The organism is Paenibacillus sp. J2TS4 (genome assembly GCF_018403245.1).
In the GTDB taxonomy this organism is placed as follows: Bacteria; Bacillota; Bacilli; order Paenibacillales; family NBRC-103111; genus Paenibacillus_L.
Genome location: NZ_BOSH01000008.1, coordinates 252,792 through 273,139, shown reverse-complemented (window position 1 = coordinate 273,139; position 20,348 = coordinate 252,792). Strand labels below are relative to the sequence as shown.

Sequence of the window (20,348 nt, the reverse complement as noted above, 5' to 3'; positions counted from 1 at the left end):
TTGAGATGATTGTTTGCGTTTAATCGTTGGTTAGAGCCTTCCAGTAAAGAAACCAGGAAGCACTTAACCGTTTGGCGAACCTGTCCCGTCCTCCGTACAGCATTTCGACAAGGACGCTGTCCATCAGAGCGATATAAGCGACAGCAGCCCGCTCGGCACCGACCGGCTGAATTTTTCCTTCGTTAATATTATTTTCAAAAACAGGAATGACCAGACTCTCCAAATTATCCAAGTAGAAGTACAAATAGCTCATCACTTCTTCATGAAGGTGTGTAGGAGGAAAGAAAATGACGCGCATCCAAAACCGGGACTTGTCATGATGCTCAAAGCGGTACTGGTATTGGACTAGCAGCTGATATAACCGCTCCTCTAAAGGAACATCCTTGCTCTCCTCCAGGTACTGAACGACAAAATCAAGCTCATCCGCCGCGACCTCCGGGATAACGCTCAGAAACAGGTCATCTTTACCTTTGTAATGGGCGTAGATAGAGGGCTTCTTGATTCCTACTTCCTCTGCAATATTGGCAAGGGAAGCCCCCTCGTAGCCTTGTTTGGCAAAATGGGTTAATGCCACTTCCTTTATTCGTTGAGAAGTCATCATTCTCCCGCCTTCCTATCGGTCGTTAGGTCGATCTTCTCACAGTTTTTATCAGGTGTCAATAACGGATCGGCATTTTATAAAAGTTCATAATTATTTAATGACCGTCCCATGTAACCATCTTGAGGGAGTAGAGCTTATCGGATACTATGAAAATATATCCAGCGGAAAAAAGAGAAAGGGGTAATTGATATGGGCAGACTTCAAGGGAAAGTAGCGATTGTGACCGGAGCCGCTATGGGAATGGGAGCGGCTACGGCGGAATTGTTCGCCAAAGAAGGAGCGAAGGTAGTCGCCACTGATTTAAATGAGGAAGTATTGAATCAAACAGTGAGCAAAATTGCCGAAGCCGGAGGAGAAGTGATCGGGCTCAAGCATAATGTGGCGAATGAAGAGGAATGGAAAGCGATTGTCGCCAAGACGATTGAGAGGTTCGGAAAGCTGGATGTTCTCATTAATAATGCGGGAATATCCACTATGTATTCGTTAGAGAACGAGCCGGCTGAGGAATGGAACAAGGTCATGGCAGTGAACGTGAACGGCGTACAGTTCGGAATGAGACATGCCATCCCCGAAATGCGTAAAGCAGGAGGAGGTTCCATCGTTAACATTTCGTCCATCGCCGGGATTGTCGGAATGGGGGCCAGCTCCTACTCCGCTTCCAAAGGCGCGACCCGGGTTCTAACCAAAGCGACGGCTGTTCAATACGCCGCGGAGAATATTCGTGTCAATTCCATTCACCCTGGAATAATAGTCACACCTATGACTGCTGGATTGATGGAAATGAAGGAGTATAAGGATAGCTTTGAGAAAGAAACGCCGCTTCCCCGTTTAGGCAAGCCGGAGGACATAGCTTACGGAGCCCTGTACCTGGCTTCGGACGAATCCTCCTTTGTTACAGGGATTGAGCTCGTTATTGATGGGGGCTATATAGCGAAGTAACAGCCGACCGGACTACTCCAGTCATTCCAAATAAAAGAACAATAAAGCCGCAGCCGCTCATTAGCGTCTGCGGCTTTAGATTAGGCTTCGGCCGCTTTCCATCTGGACAGCGTCGGAAGCTGCTGCTGCAGAAGGGCACGCGCCTGCTCTTCAGGCATACCGCTTTCTTTCATGAAGGGAACGCAGATGTCTATCATTTGCTCCATGGTTATTTCCGGTTGTTTGAATTGGCCCTCCTCATAGCAATAGAGGCAATATTCCTCGTTGACCGTTCCATCCTTTTCTTTTGCTCTTTGCGGCTCCTCCATAGGCATTCCGCAGCTTTGGCAATGTTGTGACTTCATGCTTTGTTTCCTCCTTATTAATCGTTAGTAAGAATAAATTTCATGCTGTTAAATAGTAATCCTTGATGTATCTGTATTTTAACATTGTAAAGCTGACAACCTTATGTCAACGTTGTGTAGACGAATTGGAAGAGAAGGAAGGGCCGTAGCAGCGGACGATGCCTGAGGCTATCCGGTGAAGCTGCTCCCGAACCTTGTCGGGGCTGATGACCTCCGCTTTATCTCCAAAGCTTAGAATGAAGCCATAAAGCCAATCGTTCTCCGGATAATCCACTTCAACCGTAAACGATCCGTCGCCCGCTTCGTTAATCTTCCACGGTCCGAACCATTCTTCCGCCAAGCCTCTTACCTCCGGCCGGAACTTAATGGTAAGGCGGATCATAGTCGGTGACTGATTCCAATCCTTATCCCAAGGGATTTCTTCAGGCCGAATATTATGGCGCTGGAAGGACTCAGGCAGTACCTTGACCTCTTTCATGCGGACAGCTTTAAACAACCTGAATTGCTGTCTGGTACGACAAAAGGCGTAAAGATACTATTTCTGACCCTTAAAAACGAGGGTATGGGGCTCTGCTTTCCGTTCAGTGACAGTCCCTTCGGCACTCCGATAGGCAAAGGTAATCACTCGCGAGCTGCGGGCCGCTTCCTGCAGAAGGGTAATCATTTGTTTATGCTCAGGGTCATTGCTCCAGGGACTGTAGTCAATAAATAAATGTGCGGTCCTGGATTCAAAGCTTTCCATCTCATCGTCCCGAATCAGAGTCTTTATTTTTTCGAGCGCCAGATCGGATTGAGCATCCTGGTAAGAGGAGGAAATACTTCGGAGAGCTACGGTTATCGATGCAAGCTCATCCGGGGTCCATACGTTCTTATCTAATCTATAGCTTTCGACAATTCCAATCCCTCCATTGGCTCCCGGATAACTGACAATGGGGATACCGGCCTGATTAATCGCCTCGATATCGCGGTAGATCGTTCGGGGGGAGACCTCGAACATTTCCGCCAGTTCCTTGGCGGGGACTTTTTTTCTATTGATCAGAATCATCGTAATAGCCAGAAGCCGGTCCAGCCTCATATAAAGCCCTCCCATCGGACTTTTTTTCTGAATCTCGCGTTTGCGATTACCTATAATATAGCAAAGTCGCCCCAATAAAGGGAGGCAGTGGGAGCTCCTATGAACCGGGACAAATGGACTATCTACTATAAAAGTGCGAATCGTTTCTCCCTGAAAATTGCGGCAAATGTAGGAAGACATAAGAAATTAACGGTGTTATCCTAGGGGCTATCCTTAATTCGTGTTTGACCGGCTGAACATTTGTTGAAGGAATCAAGCGTAAACGGCTGTCGCCGTCTTTTAACGGTGCATTGACGTTTCGCGGTGAATTATAAGCATGATTATTAGTGTCAATTTTATAAGCTTATTATTTAAGAAAGGCAATATGAATAGGACTGTCTTGAATGAGGAACGCAGGATGAGGGGAGAGGGACTGGCTATGGCGGATGATGGATTAGACGGTTTAAGCTGGTGGAGGAAAATCCGATCGCGGATAAGATCGGCTGCGGAGGCCATTTATGCATGGGGCAAAAGGGTGTTGGAGAAGTATCCTGTTCTGGTGAAGCTCTACATTATTTATTGCTGGGTCGCGCTCTCTGTTTTGGTGCTGAGCCTGATTTTGTTTCCGGCCTCCCGCAAAATGGTTGTTCAATTTTTGTGGTCCTTCTATGTAGTCATCCAATTCTGGATCTTGTGTCGGGGAAAGACGCTGCCCTGGAAAAAATATATGATTTTCTTTCTGACTGGGGCTTATTTCGTTACTCCCTTTACAGCTTTAATTGTAACGGGACTGCATGACCTGTTCGGGGGAAGAACATCGGATATATGGAGCATTGCCGTTATTACGCCGATAGCCGAGGAATTACTCAAGCTTGTCCCGCTGGCGGTTTATTTATTTCTCTCGCGGCGGGCTACTTCCCTTAGTTTGAGTGATTATGCGCTTATAGGGGCCGCTTCCGGAGCAGGGTTTCAATTTATGGAGGAAGCGGCCCGCCGACTGACGACTGGGGGGATTTTTGAGTACGGCTATTCATTTTTGGGAGGGCAGACGCTGCATTGGAATTTGTTCGAGCTATTTCCCGGTTATTTGGAAGAGAGCTTTGTTCCCTTGAACATGACGGTAAGTCATGCTGTACATACGTCCATGATTGCATTGTCGATCGGGTTTGCGGTAAGATTTTTCCAAAGAATCGGTTTCTATAGTTATATGGTCCCAGTGTTCTTCTTTACATGGGGAACGTTGGATCACGCCATGTTTAACGGTCAATACGGGATGCCGAAATGGTTAAGGGAGTTCCATAGTTTCCTTGGCAGCGGCTATTCCACCAAACCGTTGTTTCTCGTTATGCTCGCTGCGGCTATAATTCTGGACTACTGGATGCTGAACAAGGTGCGCAGGCAGCTTCCCCTATTGGCGGGCGAAGGAGTGTTGCAGCCTCTGTCCGAGCTGTGGAGCATGGGAAAGGCAATCTTTACCGATAGAGGCAAAGCGGGGATTTTGATGCATTTTTACCGGGAGAGGAAGGATCTCGGGTTTACCCTGCTGTATGGAAAGTCCGAAGCAAAGGAACTTCTGCCTTCTCTCAGGAACACGGTTTATCGCTTTTATAAGCCGTTAATTGTCGCCGCCGGTCTGTTTGCCGTCCTGCTGCTGTTAAAAGACGGCGGATTCAGGGCGACGGGGGCCGAGAACGCCTGTTTCTCCTGCCTGTTCGACGGCCTGCAGAGCTGGTGGGACCGGCTCGAATGGTACGAGCAGGGAGCGGTATTGCTGATCGCTTTTGCCACCGCGCTGCTGTTCGTCGAGTTCTGGCCTGCGGTAGGTATGGCCATGACCGTTAGCGGCATTGCGGGGAGCGGGCACGAGATAGCGGCGAATATTCGCGATCCGAAGCGGCTGCTGTCTCCTTCCGAAGCCATCTCACTTGGGACGGAGCTTGCGCTGAACCGGCTCCCGGTAGGCAGGCTTGGCAAATGGGCGGAAGAGCGGCTGTGGCGAATGGTCGATGGCTCTGCGGCAGGCAAGAAAGCGAAGGATATCGTGGCGCCGAGCCCTAGCCATCACGGGCCTGGTTCTGGCCGCAGCCCCGATACGCCAGTAGCCAGCGCCGGCGGTAGCGGCAAAGGTGGCGACGACAGAGGCGGCAGAGGCGGCGACGGCAGCGGTGGCAAAGGCGGCGACGGCAGTGGCGGCAAAGGCGGCGACGGCAGCGGTGGCAAAGGTGGCGACAACGGTGGCGGCAAAGACGGCGACAGCGGTAGCGGCGGCGAAGGGCAAAGGGTGAACCCGGAGGTGCGCCAGGCTATGCAGGAAAGTCCGTCCAGCGATAGTTGGGGAGTGCTCCCTGATGGAACGAATCAGGGAATCCGGCATTTTGCTGATTATTGGGAGAAGTACCCGGAACGGATCCCTTCGTTAGCTCAGCGACTTGGCGTCGATCCGTCGGACTTTGAGCTTAGTGTAAAGGGCTTTGAGAACTTTACCAATCAGGCGGAGCGGGTCGCCCAAAGTTCCATGCATCGACATGTGGATGGTAAAGATATTTATTTCGTGGAAGGTGCGCAAAAAGCAAAAAAAGGGGTTGTTGTGATCATGAAGGATGGAAAGCTGCAGACCATGATGCCGAGTGATCCGAAATCCTTTGGCAAGCTTCAATAGAATAGGGGGAGCGGTATGGAAACAGTTACGATAGAGCAGCTATGGGCCGACGGATATGAACGGAGAGCGAAAATTTTACTGGAAAGCAGGAACTTATCGGTTTGGTGTCACTTCCTCCAGCATGACGAATATCTGGAGGCGGGAGAGCCGTCAACCCGTCTATCCGTAGGGGATCGGTTGCAAGTGGAGATAAATATTCAAATGGTAACGGAATGCACCTTGCTTGAGCAGGCAGAAACACCTTCTCATCAGCAGCCCATCGAGAATTCGCCGCATATTGTGGCTGTAGGAAGGGTACTTGAAGTTTTGGATAAATACTCGTGTATTTGTGATTTCGGCGCGCTTGGGGTGGGTGTACCCGTAGAAATGGAGATGGAGGTGGAACTTAGAGAGGGGAATCTTATAAAAATCCGTGGGAGCCTGGAAATGGAGATGGAGGATAATTAATTACTTTGAACGGTGGGCGGAATTTTCCGCCCTTTCTGTTTTACCAATGATTTGGGAAATCCGTATCTTTATCTCTTTCTCCGTCCTTTTTGACCATTATCCCTTTCGCTCAGTAGCCTTTGGCAGGGAGCTTCGAGTCTACATGGAACCTTGAAGGATGGATTCGTATGGGACTTTGAAGGGTCAAGTCAGATGAAACCTTGAGGGATGGAAGATAGACGCGCCCCTTGAAGAATGGAATCAGGTTAATGAATGCTATCCGTCCCTTCTGCTGAGGCAAGGGGATAATAGTCCAAAGCCACGACAAAGGAATATAAGTGTGAGCGCCGGGAAGTAAGCTTCTCTTTACCTTGCTTACCGGAGTGAATCTCGGCTGGATAGGCTGCAGGCATTTTCGGAAGCGAGATCCTAAGGGACACTAATTGATTAGGGACATCTGAGAAAAAGGATAAAAAAACTATTCGTTCAATGATTGACGGGCACCGGAAAGCATAATAAGATAACTGTAATACTTTTGCGCGTTGAAAGTTTAAACGAATAAGGGGAGAGTATAAAGATGAAGCTTAGAAAATTGTTTCCATTAATGATTGCGGTGCCTCTTTTGTTTGCAGGTTGTGGAGGCAAAGATAATTCCGGGGGAGCGTCACCTCAGCCGGAGGGGACAGGTACACCGAAGCAGGAACAAACCGAATCGGTCAAAGTCGGGATTGCTCAATTGGTTGAACATCCATCTTTGGATGCTATTCGTGAAGGTTTCCTGGCCGCACTGAAGGATAATGGCTATGAAGAAGGCAAGAATATGGAGCTCGATTATCAGAATGCTCAGAATGAGCCGCCTAACAACTTGTCTATTGCGCAAAAAATGGCAGCCGATAAGAAGGATCTGATCCTGTCCATTGCTACTTCGACCTCTCAGGCGATCGCTCAGCAGGTTAAAGACGCGCCGGTTCTGTTTGCGGGTGTTTCCGATCCGCTTGGAGCCAAGCTTATCTCTAATATGGACAAGCCTGGTGGCAATATTAGCGGATCGGCCGATTACAATCCGGAGGCGATTGTCAAACTGATGGATTTCATCGCTGCGGAGTTCCCTGATGTGAAGACGGTCGGGTCGGTTGTCAACGAAGGGGAACCGAACTCTGTAGTCATGATCGATAAGGCGGAAGAAGCCTTGAAGAAGCATAATATCAGCCTGGTCCGTAAAGCGGCGACGAATACTTCGGAAGTGAAGCAGGCGGCAGAATCGCTCGTTGGAAGCGCAGATGCGATTTTTATTGCTCTGGACAACACCGTAGTCAGTGCTGCAGACGCGATCATTAAAGTAGCTAATGAAAAGAAGATTCCATTCTTCTCTAGTGACCGCGATACGGTGGAAAAAGGCGCCATTGCTACCTATGGCTTTAAATATTACGACCATGGTTATCAAGCCGGAGAGATGGCCGTTGAAATTCTCAAGAACGGAGCCAACCCAGGAGACATGAAGGTGACGCTCCCGGATAAGCTAGACTTGATTATTAATGTCGAAGCCGCTAAAAACCAAGGGGTCGAGATTACCGATTCCATGAAAGACAAGGTTCAGGATAAGAACAACATTTTGAATGATTCAAAATAAGCCATGCCAGGGAGCGGCTGATCTAATAAGGTCCCCGCTCCTTTATTTTGTTGGGCAGGAGGTTTTTACATCGTGATAGAAAGATTGCTATCGGCTGGTTTTGGCTCCATAGAGCTGGGGCTGCTATATGCTCTAATGGCCCTTGGGGTTTATATTACGTTTAGAATATTGAATTTTCCGGATTTGACGGTGGATGGCAGCTTTACGACAGGCGGTGGAATAGCCGCCATCATGATTACGAGTGGATATTCTCCCGTATTGGCGACGATTGCCGCTTTTGCAGGCGGAATGCTTGCCGGTGTATGTACAGGTTTGCTGAACACGAAGGGCAAAATTAACGGCTTGCTGTCCGGGATATTGATGATGATTGCCTTATATTCCATTAATTTAAGAATTATGGGCAAGCCTAATATTTCTTTATTGGGTGAGGAAACGTTGTTCAGCAATGTCGGGAAGATTATCCCGTTTCTGAGTCCCACCTGGAATCTCATAATTGTAATGGCCGTGTTTGTTATCATCGTTAAGCTGCTGCTGGATTGGTTTCTTTACACCGATTTCGGACTGGCTATACGGGCGACGGGCGATAATTCCCGAATGATTCGCAGCTTTGGCGCCAATACAGATACGACGATTATTGCCGGAGTCAGCTTATCGAACGGATTGGTGGCCTTGTCCGGGGCGCTGGTTGCGCAGCAATCCGGATTCGCAGATACGACGATGGGGATAGGGATGATTGTTATCGGACTGGCCTCCGTCATTATCGGAGAGACGTTATTCGGGGCTAGAAGGGTAATCATAGCTACCTTAGCGGCTGTACTGGGCTCCATTGTTTACCGCTTTGTCTATGCGCTCGGCTTGCAAATGAGCTGGTTGAAGGCGACAGATTTAAAGCTTCTGACGGCGCTAATTGTTATCCTGGCGTTAACCTTGCCTATGCTTAGAAATTCTTTCAAAATGAAATCGCTGGCTCGAAAAAGAATTATGCAGCTGGATCAGGATGGCGTGGGGCAGACTGTAAACGGAGGTGGACAATAATGCTGAGAGTGGAGCAGGTATCGAAATTGTTCAATCCGGGAACCCCTGATGAAAAAATTGCTCTATCGGAAATTAATCTTCATCTAAATCCGGGAGACTTCGTCACCATTATCGGAAGCAACGGAGCGGGAAAATCGACTCTGATGAACATGATCTCCGGTGTACTGATACCGGATGTAGGGAAAATCCAGATTGGCGGCAGGTCGGTCGAGATGCTTCCGGAGCATCGCAGAAGCAGATGGATCGGCAGGGTCTTCCAGGATCCGATGGCTGGAACGGCCCCGAATATGAGCATCCAGGAGAATCTGGCGATGGCTTATGCCAGAAATAAAGGCCGTGGCCTTAGCTTGGGTGTGAACTCCAAGAAGAAGGCCCTGTTCCGGGAGCAGCTTCACCGGTTGGGAATCGGGCTGGAAAATCGTTTAACCGCTAAAGTCGGGCTTTTGTCCGGAGGAGAAAGACAGGCGCTCAGCTTGCTGATGTCGACCTTTACCAAGCCCGATATTCTGCTATTGGACGAGCATACAGCCGCGTTGGATCCATCCCGTGCAGAGCTGATCACGCGCTTGACCAAGGAGATCGTGGAGGAGTCCCAATTAACGACGTTAATGGTTACTCATAATATGGAGCAGGCGATCCGGCTGGGCAACCGGTTAATTATGATGGATAAAGGACGCATCATTCTCGATGTGCCCGCCCAAGAAAAACAAGGCTTGACGGTAGAAAGGCTGCTGCACGAATTTGAAAGAATTCGCGGGGAAAAGCTGGCAGATGACCGGGTTGTTCTCGGGTAACCCGTTATTAAAGAAACCGGCACAACCCGTATAGTCCTGTTATATCGAAGGGGGGCGTCCCACAACGGACTGAACGATCGGCCCCCCAATTTTAAGCGAAGAAGCCTCCTACACCACCGTAAAGTGGAGAGAGGCTTCTTTCCTTGTGGGGAGACGGTATACTGCTTTACTTCTTTCAGACGCCGTTAGAACCATGACATGTCCGGTTATTCATTAAGGGCAATATAGATCTCAACCTGGGCGTTGGCAGGGTCTTGACATCTTGCGTCGTAATATTCAAAGTCGCCGGTGAAAGAACGCCGGGAATGGGAACGATCCCACTCCCAAATCTCCTGCCAGAGCCGGGGGACTATCTTTGAAATCTCTCCTCTTTCTGTTGTGAACACCGCATATTTCGAGGCAGGCACCGTACAAGCGGCCATTCCTTCGGGAACAGGCTCGTTCGAACCGGCCTCGCAGCCGATCATTAAAGTGTACATTCCGGAGGCTCCGTTCTCGTAGTCTGTATAGATTCCATAAGTGACGCCAGGGTTCAATGAATGAGGAATCCGGTCCGCTACCCGCTCTTCATAAAATCTCCGCCAAAGACCCGGAATCAAGGCCTCGCCCGAGGCTTCGCGTGGATTGCTAGTCCGCGCGCTTATCCCGACGAACCGGATTTCCCCTTTCGATATTATTCTGGGAGTGGTCATATACAATATCTCCTTCTAAGTAGTTGTTGTTATTCTATATAACACCAAACGAATGTTCTTGTGTAAATGGATTGTCATAGCGAGCAATTTACCTGGATCAAAGCTTCCAATGTCATATAATTCAAATAAAGATGAAGCAAGTGGTCGCAAAAATAGAATCTACCCCTCCTTTCTTCAAAATCTCCTCTATATTACCATATTTTATCCGTTTTGTATTTGTCCCCAGCCATTCACTCGCGTATCCAAAACTGCTGAGCCATTCGGACAAAAATCCACGGGCGACCGGAGAAAGATTAGAGCACCGGGAAGTGCGGGAGAAGCCCTCGTAGGAATGTCCGCTAAGTAGAAAATAAACCATAAATAAACCAAATTTGGACAATTTTCCAAGTCTGATGAATTATTGTCCAAACAAATCAAGATTGTATGCGTTATCATAAAAAGGCATCTTCGGTGAATTTCTAAAATGAAGGAGGTCATCCCATGCGTAAAGTTGCCATGCTGTTAAGCGCTGCTGTTCTCGCCTCCGCAGCGGCTTGTTCGTCAGGAGGCGCCAAGGAACCCGGAGAGGGGGGAACGTCCGATTCCGGAACGGATGGAAAGGGAAAGAAGGTGGAGCTTAGCTTCTGGTATGGTTGGACCGGTCCCGAAGGAGAGGCACTTGAACAATTGATCACAGAATTCAACGAAACTCATGACCATATTCAGGTGAAAGGGCTCAGCCAGAGTGATTACCAAAAGCAGCTGACCGCCATAACCGGAGGAAATCCGCCTGATTTGGCTTCTCAATTCGGGCAGAACGTGACGTCCTGGGGAGTCAAGGGGGCGATGCAGCCGCTGGATGAATATATCAAGCGGGATCAGGTTGATTTGAATGACTTTGTACCGTCAGCCCTGTCCACCGCACAATATGAAGGTGTGACTTACGCCCTGCCTATTGCAATGCATGTGTCGATGCTGTTCTACAATAAAGACCTGCTGCAGGAAGCTGGCTTGGACGGCCCTCCGGAGACAGTTAGCGATTTAAAGATGTATATAGACAAGCTGAGTGTTATCAAAGAAGACGGCCGGCTGGAGCGGCTCGGCCTATGGCCCGGTACGGACGCCTATACATTCACTCAAGTGTTCGGAGGCAAGTTCTGGGATCCGAACAAGAAAGAAGTCACCCCGGAGGACCCGGGCTTCAGGCAGGCGGTTCAGCTCTCCAAAGAGCTGTGGGATAAATTCGGAAGCGAAAATCTGGACCGGTTCTCCGCTTCACTGGGCAAATATCAATCGGCCCAAAATCCGCTGTTCGCCGGTAAATATGCGATGGCCATCGACGGGGAGTGGCTCCCGACTTTCATCGAGCAGTTCGCTCCGAATCTGAACTATGGCATTGCCCCGATTCCTTATGATGAATCCAAACCGGAATTGAAAAATGCAGGCAACATTAACACGAGTGTGTTCTATATTCCTAAAGGCGCCAAGCATCCCGAAGAATCATGGCAGTTTTTAAAATGGCTAACGGAGAAAAAACAGATGGTCAAATTCACGGCGGCCATCGGCAATTTGCCGACCCGGGTTTCGGCGCTGGATGATCCGGCTTACAACGATGTTCCCGGTTTTAAAGAATTTACCGAGTATGCCAAAAGCCCGAATATGGGCGCCTTCCCGTCCCTGCCGTTTATGAACGAATATATGGACGAAATTTCCAAGAGATTTAACGATATTCTGAGAGAAAAGGTTGAGATCGACGAAGGGCTGAAGCAGATCAAAGAGAAAATCCAGCCTCTGGTCCAACTCTAGAAGCGGATGCAAAGACCGGAACGGTCAATAAGCAAGCCTGGAAAAGTAAGAAGAAAGGAGACCGTTCATGAGAAGCAGCGCACTGGGCACATCCATAGGCGTGAGGCGGAGCACACGGAAGGAAAGACGCATATTTTGGACCGGATTGGCTTTCGCCCTGCCGTGGATCATCGGGTTCCTTGCCTTTACCGTCTATCCGTTCTTCGGATCCCTGTATTTCAGCTTTACGAGCTATGATCTGTTCAATCCTCCGCAGTGGGTAGGTGTGGGCAATTATAAGGAAATATTGCAGGATTCCAGCTTTTATAAATCGCTGCGGAATACCTTCTATATGGCATTCATTGCCATGCCGATTGGGCTGATCAGCAGTTTGCTGATCGCCCAACTGCTCAATATCAAGGTCAGGGGGATCGCTTTTTACCGGACGGTGTATTATTTGCCTGCGGTTATTCCGGTGGTGGCCAATGCCATTCTGTGGACCTGGCTGCTTAACCCCGATTACGGGATCATCAATTCTGTTCTGCGGGCTCTCGGTCTGCCTGACCCGGCCTGGCTGCTCGACCCGGCCTTCACCAAGCCCTCGCTTATTCTGATGGGACTGTGGGGTTCCGGCGCCGGCTCGCTTATTTTCCTGGCCGCCTTGCAGGGTATCCCCCGGCAATTTTATGAAGCGGCTTCGATCGATGGGGCCAACATGTGGCACCGATTTCGCCATATTACTCTGCCGGGGCTGTCGCCCATTATTTTATTCCAGCTCATTATGGGGCTGATCGGCGCTTTCCAAATCTTCACCGAATCCTTCATTCTGACCGGAGGCAATACGGGAACCCTGGGGGGGCCCGATCAATCTTTATTGTTCTACTCGGTGTATTTGTATCAGACGGCGTTTATGTATTTGAAGATGGGTTACGCTTCCGCGCTGGCCTGGATTCTGTTCGTCATCGTCGTTCTGATTACGATGGTGCTGCTCAAAACTTCCGCCCGCTGGGTGTATTACGGAGGGGAATGATTATGGACGCACTACCTTCAGGAGCAGGGGCGAATCGCTCTGCTCCTCCCGAATCAGGCAGACCTCGGCAAGCCCGTTCCTCCCGGAAGGCAGGCGGACTGAACAATCCCGTTATACCGCATGTCATGCTTGCTCTTCTTGGAATCGTATTTCTGTTTCCGTTCCTCTGGCTATTCTTGACATCGTTGAAAACTCCGGAGGAAATCTTCAGAATTCCTCCTTCCTTCTTTCCGAAGGAATGGCACTGGAGCAATTATATAGGGGCTATCGAAGCAATTCCTTTCTTTCGCTATATGGGAAATACGCTGCTGCTGTGCGCTATCAATATCGCGGGCCAATTATTTTCGGCTCCGCTCGTGGCTTACTCCATCTCCAAGGTTCCATGGAAAGGGCGGGGCATCATTTTTTCGCTGGTCGTTGCGACGATGATTCTGCCCGCCCAGGTCCAGTTGATCCCGGTGTACATCATCTTTGCAAAGCTGGGATGGGTCAACACGTTCCTGCCGCTGACGATCGGCAGCTTCTTCGGGGCCCCGTTCTATATTTTTCTGCTGAGGCAGTTTATGATGGGAATCCCCCGCGAATTGTCCGAAGCGGCAAAGATGGATGGCGCGTCGGAGCCGCGCATCTACATTCAGATTATTATGCCGATGCTGAAGCCTCCGCTGATGACCATCGTGCTGTTCACTTTCGTAGGGACCTACACCGACTTTATGGGGCCGCTTATTTATTTGAACGACAATGCCAAATGGACCATTACCGTGGGGCTGCAAGGATTCCTGCAGGATCACGGGGCTCAATGGGAGCTGCTCATGGCGGCGTCCGCAATCTTCACCATACCGATGGTGCTCTTGTACTTCTTCGGCCAGAAATATTTCATGAAAGCCGGTTCGGCACTTACCGGTTTCAAGTAAACGAACCATAACCCGTTCCGTTATATCATGCGGATGACCTTGGCACCGCATTCGGTCGGAAGCAGGGCAGGCGGAATATACAGACTGTTCAAACAAACCCCGGGGTGACCGGGGTTTGTTTGACATAAGGGAGGACTGGCACGTGAAAGGCAATAAAGTGACTTACCTCGATGGAGTGCGCGGGGCTGCCGCTCTGGCTGTCGTTATCGCCCATTATTTGCAGGTATTCGTCCCGGCCGTGTTCGAGAACCGGCCTGAGCTTTCCCATTTCGCATGGGACCGGGGGGTGCCCAAGACCCCCCTCAACCTGTTGTTTAACGGTAATTTCGCAGTTTGTCTGTTTTTTGTCTTGAGCGGGTATGTGCTTAGCTATAAATTTTTCCGTACCAGGGATAGACGAATGGTGCTGGCCAGCTTCTTCAAGCGGTATTTTCGGTTGGCTGTGCCGGCTTTGGCCTCGGTTTTGCTGGCTTATCTCGTTATGATGAACGGGTGGGGGTATTACGCCGACGTTCGCGGGTTGACGATGGCCACGATGCCGGATCCATATACGGTAACGCCGGGTATTCCCGAGCTGCTTAAGCAGGGCTTGTATCATACGTTCTTTACCTACGGCATGGCGTACAATCCCGTTCTGTGGACGATGACTTATGAGCTGTTCGGCTCCTTCATCGTCTTCGGGGTTCTGCTGGCCGCAGGAACCTCTCGCTTGCGATACCCGGTCTATCTGGCGGGAATCCTGTGGTTTCACGATTCCTACTATTTAGGCTTCTGGCTTGGACTGCTGCTTAGCGATCTGGAGAACTTCCGGGCCGGGAGCAGAGTTCGCATCCATTCCAAGACAGCCTTGGCCTGTCTGGCCGCAGCCGGAATTTATTTAGGCTCCTATCCCTATGTCGATCCCGCCGGTACGGTTTACGGCTGGCTTCCTCTCGGGAAGGCGTTATTCACCAACGCGATTGCCTATCGTACGATCGGCGCCTTCCTCCTTCTGACTGTCATGCTGAGCAGCCGGCTCGGACAGAGAATATTTGCCAGCAGACCGCTTGAATATTTGGGGCGCGTGTCCTTTTCGTTGTATTTGGTTCATTTTGCCGTGCTTTGCAGTTTTTCCAGCCTGCTGTTCCTTCACTTATCGGAACGGCTGGTCTACGGGTGGAACGTTCTTCTTACCACTGCAGCTTCCTTGCCGCTGATTTTTGTTCTTTCCCATCTGATGTATGCCGGTGTGGACGGTCCTATCGTCCGGCTGCTGTCCCGGATAAGCTTTCGAACGAACCGCCCGCGAGCTTCCGGGACCTCCCAATCCGGTTCGAAGTCCTTTCGTCAGTCCTAGGATATTCGGCTCTTTCGGTGTCTGCCGCTTGTGCAAGCCTAGTAGTGCTCTTTAGAACAAAAATCATCGAACGGGTGATGAACTTGAACTATGTATGGGCTAATGAGAAGCACGACGAATTATCGAAGCAGGGAGTGATTTTCTTTCATTCCAAGATCGAATTTCTGGAGAACAACCCGTGCAAATTGTATAAAATCGATGAAAAATTCGGTAATATTTACGATCATACCCATGATTATTTTCAAATCTGGTATGTGCTGAAGGGTGAGTTTCTCCATTCCGTCAATCGAAAAAAGTACAAAATGGTTCAAGGCAATTTATTTGTCATTCCTCCTTTCGCGGTCCATCGGGTGGAAATCGTCCCCGGGAAGCAGATGCAGATTATCGGGTGCGAATTTCTCCCTCACTTTATTAACGACCGGTTCGGGCAGTTTCCTTTTTCCAAAGATTTTTTTGACTTTGCGTATTTGGAGCATTTTCTGGTTGATGAGAACGAGATTATTCCTAAGGTAGCCTTAACCGGGAGCAACGATTTGGAAGTGAAAAAGCTGCTGGAGGAAATGTTCGAGGAATATTCCGAGCAGAAGCCTTATTTTGAGCTCCTGCTCAAAGGAAACTTGCTCAAGCTGCTGTCGCTTATCATAAGGGAGTATACGAAGGAATCGATGCAGGGGATGGACGTCAAGCTGCATAAATACCGCCACGTGATCGCCAAAGCAGTGGAATATATACATAATCACTACCAGGAGGAGATCCGGCTGGAGCAAATTTGCAAGCTGGCCATGCTTTCCAAAACGTATTTTTGTTATCTGTTTAAATATTTCACGGGCAAGACGTTTAACGAATATTTAATTGATCTTCGCGTTCGCAAGTCGACCGAGCTGCTGCTGCTATCCGACCTGTCCATTACCGATGTCTGCTTCTGGGTCGGGTTCAATGATCCGACGTATTTCTCCCGGATTTTCAAGAAGCATACGGGAGTATCGCCTTCCTATTATAAAAAGAATGCTATGAAGGAATAGCTTTAGGGTTTTTCGGGACAGCCTGACTTGGTGGAGGGATGATCGGTTTTCCTCCCTTGTTTGATTGGACGAACCTAAATTACTGCGATACTACATTAATTTATGAAACGAATGGAGATGCTCGAAAGAAAAGCCTGCGAAAATACATGAATTCTCTTTCCGAATGGCTGAATCCCTGCTTCAACAAGCAAAAAGATGTACTATTGCGGGCTTTAATCCAACTACTCAAGTATTCTCTCAAAAAAGATGCACTTCAGCAGTCTTTTGCATAGCTGCACTTGCCAATCATAAAAGAGGGGGCCGTGGGGGAAATAAAGTGAAGGAGGCATTCCTCACTTTTCCTTTATAAGGTTAGCTGCGCAGTTTTTCAGTGGGAGGAGGTTTTTTATCTTGATAAAATGATATTCATCCTTGTAGCGTTCTCCCAAACTTTTTTGGGTGGAATGTTCCATACATTTGAGGTGGAATTCTCCGAAAAAAGACTAGTACTAACCGTTTCTTTCCGGTACGATCCGCTTCTGGTATAGTCATTGTTGAGGAGATGACTATACTATGAACAAAATAATCATCCGCGCCCTTGGAAGCGGAGAAGAGCCGCCTATGGAATTGCTGCTGCTGGCCGATCCGTCGCGAGACATCGTGGAAGGGTATCTTGGAAGAGGGCAGTGCTATGTGGCCGAGGAAGGCGGTTCGGTTATCGGGGTTTATGTGCTCATTCCCACCCGTCCGGAAACGGTAGAACTGGTTAATGTCGCGGTAGAGGAGAGCAGGCATGGATGCGGGATAGGCAAGCGATTGGTGCTTCATGCCGTCCGAACCGCCAGGGAGCAAGGAGCCCGAACGATGGAAGTGGGGACCGGCAATTCAAGTGTGGCTCAATTGGCGCTCTACCAGAAATGCGGCTTCCGGATTACAGGAGTGGACCGGGATTTCTTCACAAGGCATTACCCGATGGAGATTATGGAGAACGGCATTCCGTGCCGGGATATGATTCGCTTGGCCCAAGACGTGCATAATGGCGAAGGATAAGCATGAGCCAGTTTATGTGCCGGACGTGAGCGGCTGGCAGCTATTGATTAATGGCTGCTGCCGTTCCTTAAATTGCTCCGTGCTTCCTGCGATTATCGACAGTTTTCGGCCAGCCGCCTATTCATAAAAGCGGGCTATTGCATAAAAACGGACCTATGTCTTCATGCTTTCTTCCGCAAGATGGCACTTGGCGTGCTTTTTGTAGTAGAGTGGAGTGACGCCGGTATACTTTTTGAACATTCGCGAAAAATGAGTCAAGTGGTTAAATCCGACATGGAAGCAAACATCGGTAATGCTCATATCCGAGCACAGCAGCATTTCCATAGATTTGCGCAGACGAAAGTCGATCAAATATTCCTGAAATGTTTTTCCCGTGTACTGTTTGAATAGAGCGCAGAAATACGTCCTCGACATGAGCGCATGCCGGCAAATGTCCTCCAGCCTGATATCCTCTCTATAATGATCATGTATGTACTCGATCACGCCCTCCATAAATTCCTTATGCCTCCGCATTTTCCCGTCGAGCTGGGCAAGCGGCGCCCGTTGCCATTCCCTGATCGTCAGCCCGAGCAGCATCAGTAAGCTGCCTTTGATCATCAGTTCATAATTCGGGCCTTGCGTGTTGTATTCCTGCAGCATGCCTTCGAGCAGTTGCTGCACCTGCAAGTCGGCTTCTCCGCTGAAGGCGACCTTGGAATGCACCCGATCCTCATCGAGAAACAAATATTCGAATGTTTCGTTGAACTGGCCGTTAATGAAATGGGGGAGGAACTCGCAACCGATAATTTCCGTTTCATGATTCGGATTCATATGGACTCTATGAACGACAAAAGGAGGAATGACGTACAGGTTGCCGACGACCATCTTATATTTTTTCTGATGAATCGTATGGATGATGCCTCCCTTTTTCACATACCAGATTTGTACATAGTCGTGCTTGTGGTCCCCCAGACTAGCATAATTTTGCGTAATTTTATACAGCTTGAATGGAATGTTCTTCTTCATTTCCAGTCGGGAGTGGAACACCCGGACCCCATCTTCGTAATACTCCAACATACCGTTGACAACCAGCTCGGAAATGCCCATCATGGATCACCTCATATGTATCTAAGTACATTTCTTTCAGATCGTAACCAATAATGAAAACAATCTCCTACTGACAGAGCAAGCCTGGCTTCATCCATTCATTGCCACGGCAAAGAGGCCAGCCACTTACCGGTACAATAAGCTGCAAAGAGGATCGGGAAATTAACTTTACTCTATCATATGTATTTTTGGTTCAAAATAGAAGGAGTATTTTTTTGGACGATAGTTAAAAAGTTTAGTGCCGAAATGTATAGTGATGTCGACACGCGGGTTGCTATAATAGCAGCAACTTGCAGAAAGGAACCGGGAATTGGAAGCGATTCAAAACAGAATTTCCGGGTCGAACCTCTGGCGAGTGTTTGGATACTAATTATCATAATGCTGTTAACTGGAGTGGAAACGAATATGAATGAGCGAACAGCGGACTGTATCGTACTGGGCGGAGGCCTCGGCGGCTGCATGGCGGCTTTGTCCGCCGCGAAGATGGGGCTGACGGTCATCATGACGGAAGAAACGGACTGGCTTGGAGGACAGCTCACCAGCCAGGCGGTGCCGCCGGATGAACACCCTTGGATTGAAAGCTTCGGTTGTACGAATACATACCGGCAATTTCGCAATCGGGTGCGCCAGTATTATAAGGACAATTACCCTTTGACGGAAGAGGCGCAAACCAGCAGCAAGCTAAATCCGGGCAATGGCTGGGTCAGCCGGCTTTGCCACGAACCGCGGGTATCGCTGCGGGTCATTGAGGATATGCTTTCACCGTACGTCAACAGCGGGCGTATCCTCGTGTATTACGGCTATCGCGTGACCACAGCCGCCGTCCAGGAAGATCGGGTTCAGACCGTTACAGTCGAACATATTTCGACTGGGCAACCGTTAAGCCTCCGGGGGTTGTACTTTATCGACGCGACGGAATGCGGGGACTTGCTGCCGCTGGCCGGTGTGGAATACGTTACAGGCGCCGAAGCCAAAAGCGCAACCGGGGAACCGCATGCTGCGGACGAAGCCGACCCGCTGGATATGCAGCCGATGACTTATGTGTTTGCGTTGGATCATGTCGAAGGCGCTCATTGCACGATTGATAAGCCGGAGCAATACGATTATTGGCAAAGCTATATTCCCGAATTTTCTCAATATCCGTTGCTGAGCTGGTATATTCCCGATGTGAACCACGCGCATCAGTGGCGGCAAAGGCCTTTTATGCCGGATGGCTGCGGCGGAATGCCGCTGTGGACTTATCGCAGGATTATTGATCGAAGCCTGTTTGCTCACAGTCTGTATGAAAGCGATATCACACTGGTGAACTGGAGTCAGAATGATTATCCGTTAGGCTCGATTATTGATGTGCCGAAGGAAGAGCAGCGGCGGCATCTGGAAGGCGCGAGACAACTAAGTCTGTCGCTCGTTTACTGGATGCAGACCGAAGCGCCGTGTCCCGACGGGGGAAAAGGATATCCCGGACTGAGGCTGCGCGGCGACGTGCTCGGCACGGAGGATGGGCTGGCCAAGTCTCCGTACATCCGTGAATCCCGGCGTATCAAAGCGCTGTATACGATCACCGAGCATGACGTCAGCCGGGAATTGCGGGGCAGCCTTGGCATCAAGCGCTATGAAGACAGCGTCGGGGTGGGCAGCTATTACCTTGACTTGCATCCGACGATCAGATCGGGCCGCCAGTTGTACGTTCCTTCGGTGCCTTACGAAATTCCGCTCGGGTCGCTCCTTCCGGTCCGGATGAAGAATGTATTGCCGGCATGCAAGAATATTGGCACAACACACATTTCCAACGGCTGCTATCGCGAGCATCCGACAGAATGGAACATCGGCGAAGCGGTCGGCTTGCTGGTTTCCTATGCGATCCGCCATCGCATTACGCCACATGAAGTGCGCGCGAATAAAAGCCATCTGCATGGTTATCAACAATTGATTGTGCAGCAAGGCATTGAGATCCATTGGCCGGATGACATGGAAGGCATATAAATACCGGGTT

19 protein-coding genes are annotated in these 20,348 nt (G+C 49.6%); 13 read left to right on the top strand and 6 right to left on the bottom strand.

Going from position 1 to position 20,348, the window contains the following annotated elements:
• Positions 1 to 19 precede the first annotated feature (19 nt).
• A complete protein-coding gene (locus KJS69_RS18370; RefSeq protein WP_249730592.1) occupies positions 20 to 601 on the bottom strand; it encodes a TetR/AcrR family transcriptional regulator in 582 nt (193 codons plus the stop codon).
• A 189-nt stretch (positions 602 to 790) separates the two neighbouring features.
• On the opposite strand from KJS69_RS18370, the gene KJS69_RS18365 reads away from it, so the two are divergent.
• A complete protein-coding gene (locus KJS69_RS18365; RefSeq protein ID WP_213585241.1) occupies positions 791 to 1,540 on the top strand; it encodes an SDR family NAD(P)-dependent oxidoreductase in 750 nt (249 codons plus the stop codon).
• A gap of 80 nt (positions 1,541 to 1,620) precedes the next feature.
• Here the strand turns inward: KJS69_RS18365 and KJS69_RS18360 are convergent, their stop codons facing one another.
• The 3 genes from KJS69_RS18360 to KJS69_RS30485 all read right to left on the bottom strand — a co-directional run bounded on the left by KJS69_RS18360 (position 1,621) and on the right by KJS69_RS30485 (position 2,959).
• Positions 1,621 to 1,884 carry a zinc ribbon domain-containing protein gene (locus KJS69_RS18360; RefSeq protein WP_213585240.1) on the bottom strand — a complete coding sequence of 88 codons (264 nt, stop codon included), beginning with the start codon at positions 1,882 to 1,884 and terminating at the stop codon, positions 1,621 to 1,623.
• Positions 1,885 to 1,990: 106 nt separating this feature from the next.
• Positions 1,991 to 2,362 carry a WYL domain-containing protein gene (locus KJS69_RS30490; RefSeq protein ID WP_249730591.1) on the bottom strand — a complete coding sequence of 124 codons (372 nt, stop codon included), beginning with the start codon at positions 2,360 to 2,362 and terminating at the stop codon, positions 1,991 to 1,993.
• A gap of 57 nt (positions 2,363 to 2,419) precedes the next feature.
• The gene (locus KJS69_RS30485; protein WP_249730590.1) at positions 2,420 to 2,959 is read right to left on the bottom strand and encodes a helix-turn-helix transcriptional regulator; all 540 of its coding nucleotides are present in this window, start codon (positions 2,957 to 2,959) and stop codon (positions 2,420 to 2,422) included.
• Positions 2,960 to 3,356: 397 nt separating this feature from the next.
• On the opposite strand from KJS69_RS30485, the gene KJS69_RS18350 reads away from it, so the two are divergent.
• From KJS69_RS18350 to KJS69_RS18330, 5 genes are all read left to right on the top strand, one after another.
• Positions 3,357 to 5,597 carry a PrsW family glutamic-type intramembrane protease gene (locus tag KJS69_RS18350; RefSeq protein ID WP_213585239.1) on the top strand — a complete coding sequence of 747 codons (2,241 nt, stop codon included), beginning with the start codon at positions 3,357 to 3,359 and terminating at the stop codon, positions 5,595 to 5,597.
• Between the two features lie 15 nt (positions 5,598 to 5,612).
• Positions 5,613 to 6,044, top strand: a complete 432-nt coding sequence (locus KJS69_RS18345; RefSeq protein WP_213585238.1) for a hypothetical protein — start codon at positions 5,613 to 5,615, stop codon at positions 6,042 to 6,044.
• Positions 6,045 to 6,600: 556 nt separating this feature from the next.
• On the top strand, positions 6,601 to 7,653 hold the full coding sequence (locus KJS69_RS18340; RefSeq protein WP_213585237.1) for an ABC transporter substrate-binding protein: 1,053 nt from the start codon (positions 6,601 to 6,603) through the stop codon (positions 7,651 to 7,653).
• A 75-nt stretch (positions 7,654 to 7,728) separates the two neighbouring features.
• Positions 7,729 to 8,688, top strand: coding sequence for an ABC transporter permease (locus tag KJS69_RS18335; protein ID WP_283777474.1), 960 nt, complete (start codon positions 7,729 to 7,731; stop codon positions 8,686 to 8,688).
• On the top strand, positions 8,688 to 9,482 hold the full coding sequence (locus KJS69_RS18330) for an ABC transporter ATP-binding protein (RefSeq protein ID WP_213585236.1): 795 nt from the start codon (positions 8,688 to 8,690) through the stop codon (positions 9,480 to 9,482). Before KJS69_RS18335 ends, KJS69_RS18330 begins: the two co-directional genes overlap by 1 nt.
• Positions 9,483 to 9,688: 206 nt before the next feature.
• Here KJS69_RS18330 and KJS69_RS18325 read toward each other — a convergent pair whose 3' ends face one another.
• The gene (locus tag KJS69_RS18325) at positions 9,689 to 10,174 is read right to left on the bottom strand and encodes a GyrI-like domain-containing protein (protein WP_213585235.1); all 486 of its coding nucleotides are present in this window, start codon (positions 10,172 to 10,174) and stop codon (positions 9,689 to 9,691) included.
• A 480-nt stretch (positions 10,175 to 10,654) separates the two neighbouring features.
• On the opposite strand from KJS69_RS18325, the gene KJS69_RS18320 reads away from it, so the two are divergent.
• The 6 genes from KJS69_RS18320 (at position 10,655) to KJS69_RS18295 (ending at position 17,269) form a co-directional block, all read left to right on the top strand.
• Positions 10,655 to 11,959: an ABC transporter substrate-binding protein gene (locus tag KJS69_RS18320; protein WP_213585234.1), complete on the top strand. Its 1,305-nt coding sequence runs from the start codon at positions 10,655 to 10,657 to the stop codon at positions 11,957 to 11,959.
• A 67-nt stretch (positions 11,960 to 12,026) separates the two neighbouring features.
• Positions 12,027 to 12,968 carry a carbohydrate ABC transporter permease gene (locus KJS69_RS18315; protein ID WP_213585233.1) on the top strand — a complete coding sequence of 314 codons (942 nt, stop codon included), beginning with the start codon at positions 12,027 to 12,029 and terminating at the stop codon, positions 12,966 to 12,968.
• Between the two features lie 125 nt (positions 12,969 to 13,093).
• On the top strand, positions 13,094 to 13,882 hold the full coding sequence (locus tag KJS69_RS18310; RefSeq protein ID WP_306434416.1) for a carbohydrate ABC transporter permease: 789 nt from the start codon (positions 13,094 to 13,096) through the stop codon (positions 13,880 to 13,882).
• Positions 13,883 to 14,024: 142 nt separating this feature from the next.
• Positions 14,025 to 15,218: an acyltransferase family protein gene (locus KJS69_RS18305; RefSeq protein WP_213585231.1), complete on the top strand. Its 1,194-nt coding sequence runs from the start codon at positions 14,025 to 14,027 to the stop codon at positions 15,216 to 15,218.
• A gap of 83 nt (positions 15,219 to 15,301) precedes the next feature.
• The gene (locus KJS69_RS18300) at positions 15,302 to 16,240 is read left to right on the top strand and encodes an AraC family transcriptional regulator (protein ID WP_249730589.1); all 939 of its coding nucleotides are present in this window, start codon (positions 15,302 to 15,304) and stop codon (positions 16,238 to 16,240) included.
• 561 nt (positions 16,241 to 16,801) lie between these two features.
• On the top strand, positions 16,802 to 17,269 hold the full coding sequence (locus KJS69_RS18295) for a GNAT family N-acetyltransferase (RefSeq protein WP_374706670.1): 468 nt from the start codon (positions 16,802 to 16,804) through the stop codon (positions 17,267 to 17,269).
• Positions 17,270 to 17,422: 153 nt separating this feature from the next.
• On the opposite strand, the gene KJS69_RS18290 is transcribed toward KJS69_RS18295, so the two are convergent.
• Complete coding sequence (locus KJS69_RS18290; RefSeq protein ID WP_249730588.1) at positions 17,423 to 18,358, bottom strand: helix-turn-helix transcriptional regulator; 936 nt, start codon at positions 18,356 to 18,358, stop codon at positions 17,423 to 17,425.
• 402 nt (positions 18,359 to 18,760) lie between these two features.
• On the opposite strand from KJS69_RS18290, the gene KJS69_RS18285 reads away from it, so the two are divergent.
• Positions 18,761 to 20,338, top strand: a complete 1,578-nt coding sequence (locus tag KJS69_RS18285; RefSeq protein WP_213585229.1) for an FAD-dependent oxidoreductase — start codon at positions 18,761 to 18,763, stop codon at positions 20,336 to 20,338.
• Positions 20,339 to 20,348: the final 10 nt, after the last annotated feature.